The following is a 4989-nucleotide window of genomic DNA, read 5'->3' on the forward strand; positions in this document are numbered from 1 at the left end:
GGCGCCGCCACCCATACTGCCCATCCCGCTCCATACGGTGCCCTCATGCGCGCCGCCAAAGCCGCCACGACCACCGCCGTGGAAGGTGCCGCGCACGCCCGTCATCCGCATGCCGGGGCCGCCCGCGTGAACGTGATCCATGTGATGAAAGTGATGGAAACGGTCGACGAACACGACCGACGCGCCCACGAAGAACGGCGGCCAGACGCCATACCAGGGCGCGCCGTAGTAGTCGATGGGGCCCTGCCACGCCGGATAGACCAGCGTGCCATCATCGCCCTGCACGATCTGCCAGCTGCCGTCGGGCTGGAGACACGCGAGGCCGCTGATCTGCTGCGGCGTGCCGTCGATATCCGCGGTGCCGATGACCGTGCGGCAGACCGGGCCGTCGGCTACCGGCTGGGACGCCACCGGCGTCGAGCAGCCTGCCAGCACGCCGCACAGCAGGCCTGTGAAGGAAAGTTTGCGCATGATGCCGCCTCTCGCGATGGACCGACTCTGCGGCACGCGATGCGCGCCGGCGCCGTGTAGACCCCATCGATACGCCTTGCACGAGGCGTGCGCCGAAGCGTGGAGATGACGCCCGCGCGCACGTGTCATCTGCAAAACGAGGCGTGCGGCATGGCTATTCCTGATGCGGCGCCCGAGCGTTCCGGGCCCCGTTTACTGCTGGTTACCCCGGATCGGCCTCACCGCACGGTTTTGCTCGCTTACGGCCTCGATGTCGGCATCGGACAGTCGTATCGCCGCCCGATTACGCCGCGCATCATGGCTTCAGATGAAACGGATCAACGCCGCTACGCTTCTGTGACCACGCCGCTTTCACCGATGCGTCGGGCGGGCTCACCATCACGATGCTCGCCGTTCCATTCGGACGCCGGTTCACCGTGGCGCTGGCCCCGCCATCGTCATAGCTTGCGATCAGGCCGAGGCCGATCTGCACCAGCGGCGAACTCACGCCCGTGTTGCCGATGCGCGCGCCGATGTCATACCCCGCCTTCACATCATCGAGGCTGGGCGCTGTGCTGCCAGTCTGAGCCAGCGCCTGGTTCAGCGGGATCACCCATTGGCGGTCACCGGTCGTGTCGTAGAACACACGCTTCGGTTCCTGGCCGCCAGGCAGCGCCGCAACGGCGGCTGCCCATCCGGCCTTCAGAGCCTCGGCCTGCTGCGCGGTCTTTAGTAAGCGTCCGTGATCGTCGGTGAGCTTGACGTCGACCGGGCGGTGCAGGTAGCCGAACAGCGGAGCCTTGTCGAACTGCCTGAGCTGCCAGGTCGTCCAGCGCACCGGGATATAAGGCGTTGGCGTGAACAGGCCGGGACCCTGGTTGTCGAGGGTCTTCCAGAGTTCGGGAAGGCGGGCCTGCCACCAGTCGGCACGTGGAACGACAGCGTTGAAAAAACCGCCGTTTGCATGATCGGTTTCATCCTGAAAGACGGTCGACTCGCGCCAGTAGAAATTCCACAGCTTGATGATGTCGTATTCGGTGTTCGTCTTGTTGACCTCGGCCGTCTGATCGACCGCAAACGGCCGGATCAATCTGTCGACGCGGTCCGAGCGGGTCACGAGCAACACCCCGACGCTGTCGAGGATGGCGGGGATGATGTGCCCGCCTACCGGCGCTTTGCGGCTGCCTGGAGGGCCTAGCAGTTCACGTGTCAAGGAACCATCCGTGCTGAACACCAATGCAGCGGGCACATCTGGATGCGCGTCGAAGAGCTCGAACAGCTTGCCGATCATGGCTGCGCCATCGTCGGTGTTCGCATCCTCCTGCCATAGACACAGCATCACGCCCAAACCTGCGCTCTGCCGTCCGTCTGCGATATCAGTGGCCGCGCGATCTTTGTTCGCCATGTCCTTCGGTGGTCCCCAGACGATCACCGGCACCGGCCATCGATCAATCGAATGGCCAGCTCCGAACAGAAAACCCGTTGCGGCCGTAATCGTCATGTCAGTCGTTCGGTCCGTATCGTTGTCGGGATAGTCTTCCGGGTTGCTGGAGAGAATCGTCGCGTGGTTATCTGCCTTGGTCTCGATCCGCTTCCAGATTTCCTGGTTGGTAAAACCGCCGCTGACGATCCCCACGCCCCGCACCTCCAGCACGAAGTCCGCCCCGGTTCGGCCCAGCATCGCGGGCGAGCCATTGAAACCCGATGCCGCGGCCATCGGCGCTTTCTGCTGCACCGCTGTGGACGGACTGGAACCGCCCGAGGCGGCCGCCGCCCGATGCAGCCACGCAAAACTCACCCCATAGACCACCGCGGCAAGCGCCAGCACCACCAGTACACCATTCCGAATACTGCTCGCCATACCCGGCATCTCCTGTCCTGTATCCCGCCAGTAACTGTAGTGGCCCGCCATCACGTAGACGGTCCAGATGATCGACAGCACAACGAACCCCGTCGCGTAAGGCCAGATGCGCAGCTTCATCACAAGCCACCCCATCTGCCCCAATTGCGGGACACCTGATCCTCGTAAAAGCGCTGCTCGCGGGCCGCCTGCTCCAAGAGGGCCCGCTCATGCGCCGCCTGCGCCTTCGGCGTCAGCTCGCTCGTCACCAAAGGCGGTTGAACATCCGAGATCTGCCCGTCAGGAAACTCACCGTGTTGGTAGTACTTCGCGCAGTATTCGATCAAGGAAAGCGTTTCCGGCGGCAGGCGCCCATAATTGGCGTTGCGCCTGATTTTTCTTACAGCATCCCGGGTCAGCTTCCAGTCCGCGATCAATACCAGTAACTCCCGCCAATCCGGATCGTCCAGCGTGACGGCCTGCCCGATCGCCACGTCCATCGCCGTCACCCAGCGGTGATTCTCGGCGCTATGCAGCACTCCCGAATGATAGTTGTTAGCCTCGTAGGCGGCCGGATCACGAGCCATCCGCTCGCGCGCCTCGTTCGGCGTTTCCTCGCGCTCGATCGCAGAGCCGGCCACTCTCCAGTTCTGCGACTGGTCGCCGGGCACCTGGTTCGCGTTGAACGCCGCCTTGCGCTGCGCGAGATCCCCCCACCGGATTGGCGGAATGCGAGTCCGTCACCCAGTTCAGCTTCGCGTACTGGTTGCCGAGAATCACGTCCTTCGTTACGTCGTCGGGGACCATCTGGCCAGCCACGTCGACATGCCCTGGCTTGGGGCCGCCGCGGACGATCTCCCCGCCGTACAACTGGGGCTCGCATGGCGGCTTCAGTTCCTCCGCGTTGATGAACCGGATGTCGTTGCGCGTGAAGTTCGCCTGCAACGCGGCATTCGTGCCCATGGCCATCGCCGTCCCAAGGACGGATGTAGCGGCGTCGGGCCCAGGACTCAGACGTTCGAGCGCATCGCGCACAGGCACACGTGCAGGCTCCAGACCGACCAGCACCTTCGTGAATTTTCCGTCGCCGTTGCGGTCGCGCTCCATGCGCGTCCACATCCGCTGGTAGAAGCGTTTCGGCGCCAGGGCCGTCATGGCCTCCATCGTCTTTTTTTTGGACTGCGACGCAAGTGCGGCGCCATCGGCCGGCACCTCGTCGGGCACCCCGAAGGTCCCGATCCCGTGCACGCTCTTCAGGCCGACCACCGTGTCCTCCGGGCAGAAGTACAGATACACCTTGCCGCGGTTGTCGCGCTCGTCAAACGTGACCCAGTTCTTGCCGCTGGCATCCAGCCGCTTGCCCTGAGTCGGTGTCCATCCCGCGCCTGCCCGGCCACCGTGCTTCTCCTGTCCGATCAGCAGGTCGGCGAGCTTCGGAATGCTGTACGGCTCCCGGGTGACTTCGTTGACAATGTCGATCAGCGTCTTGAGCTTGGCGTGCCCGGTCTGGTTACAGTCATCGGTCTGGTAGAGGCTGTAGGGTGTATCGACCATGATGATGCAGTCGGCGCAGCGCTGCTTCTTCTGTTTCAGGATCGCCTGCGCCAGCAGGGTCAGGATCGTGCCCTGACTGTGCCCCATGACCGTGATCGTTTCGTGCTTCGGAGCGAGGCCGTGCTCATCAGCCCGTGCCTTCGGCTCGATGGATCGGATCGTGCTGATCAGGTTGGCCAGGCGTGTCGCCGCCAGGACGAAGTACCGGCGGTCGGGGGCGTCGGCCGCATACATGGAGTTGCCGCCCAGCGCGTGCTGGGTTACGCGCCGTGCTTTCCAGTCCGCCTTGAAACCGGGGCCGTACATGTCCGGAATATTGTTCGTCGCGTTGGCGAAGAAGCCACCGCCCTTCGCAAAATGCCGGTCAAGACGGTTGCCGTGGATGTCCTGATACTGTCCGCGCGTCATCAGGTTGCCATCGGCATCCGCGGTGCGGCTGATCACATCGCCGGGTTTGTTCACGCGGGCAATCTCATCGCTGCTGGCGCGGTAGCCCCAGTAGAACGGGATAAAGCCGCTGTGGGTCGCACCTTGAACTTCAGCGCGCTGGTATAGATACAGGTCGGGATCATCCAGAACAACTCCATCCATCGCAGTCATCTGCGATTTAGGCTTACGCGCTAGTGCTTGATATCTCGCTCCGTAAGTGCCCGGCTTCAAATCATTGCGCGACAGGCGTTCATTCAACCCCTTGCACAGGCCATCCTCCACAAAGGAGTACACCGCACCCGGGTCGTTGACGCCGTGAATGAAGATCACCACGCCCGGCAGATCGCGAGGCACCGCCACCGGCCGGTCGCCTGCACGATTGGAGTACGTGACGGCGGCCGCCTGATTCACCACGTGATAGTCTTTGCTGGAATTCGTCATGGTGATTTTGTCCGCCTAGAGCATGGGCTTGAGGATGTCGATCTTCAGAATCCGCATCGCATCGTCCTTAACCATATTGGTCAACCCATTCGCATCGGTTTTCCCCTCGATCACGCTCCCGTCGTCGAGCGTGATCCGATACGCTTGATGGGCAGCCGCAGCCGGTTGCCCATCTTCACCAAGGTAGTGCAGCCGGAAGCGCTGATCGGTCGCGGCGTTGTTGAAGGCCGATTTCGGTGCGCCCTGCGTGGATGGTCCACCCCATTTGTGCGAGG

Annotated in this window: 3 protein-coding genes and 1 pseudogene; all 4 read right to left on the reverse strand. The window is 63.2% G+C overall.

Annotation, left to right across the window (positions count from 1 at the left end; all coding sequences use genetic code 11):
• The coding region (locus tag BO1_RS46570; RefSeq protein WP_028223434.1) for a hypothetical protein at positions 1 to 471 on the reverse strand (471 nt) is incomplete at its 3' end.
• Positions 472 to 766: 295 nt separating this feature from the next.
• The gene (locus BO1_RS46575) at positions 767 to 2431 is read right to left on the reverse strand and encodes a type VI lipase adapter Tla3 domain-containing protein (protein ID WP_028223435.1); all 1665 of its coding nucleotides are present in this window, start codon (positions 2429 to 2431) and stop codon (positions 767 to 769) included.
• A pseudogene (locus tag BO1_RS55705) lies at positions 2431 to 4714 on the reverse strand (T6SS effector phospholipase Tle3 domain-containing protein). Before BO1_RS55705 ends, BO1_RS46575 begins: the two are co-directional and overlap by 1 nt.
• A gap of 15 nt (positions 4715 to 4729) precedes the next feature.
• Positions 4730 to 4989, reverse strand: a 260-nt coding sequence (locus tag BO1_RS60500; protein WP_028223436.1) for a hypothetical protein, incomplete at its 5' end; no start/stop codon positions are given.

The sequence above is a fragment of the Paraburkholderia oxyphila NBRC 105797 genome, assembly GCF_000685075.1.
Classification (GTDB): Bacteria; Pseudomonadota; Gammaproteobacteria; order Burkholderiales; family Burkholderiaceae; genus Paraburkholderia; species Paraburkholderia oxyphila.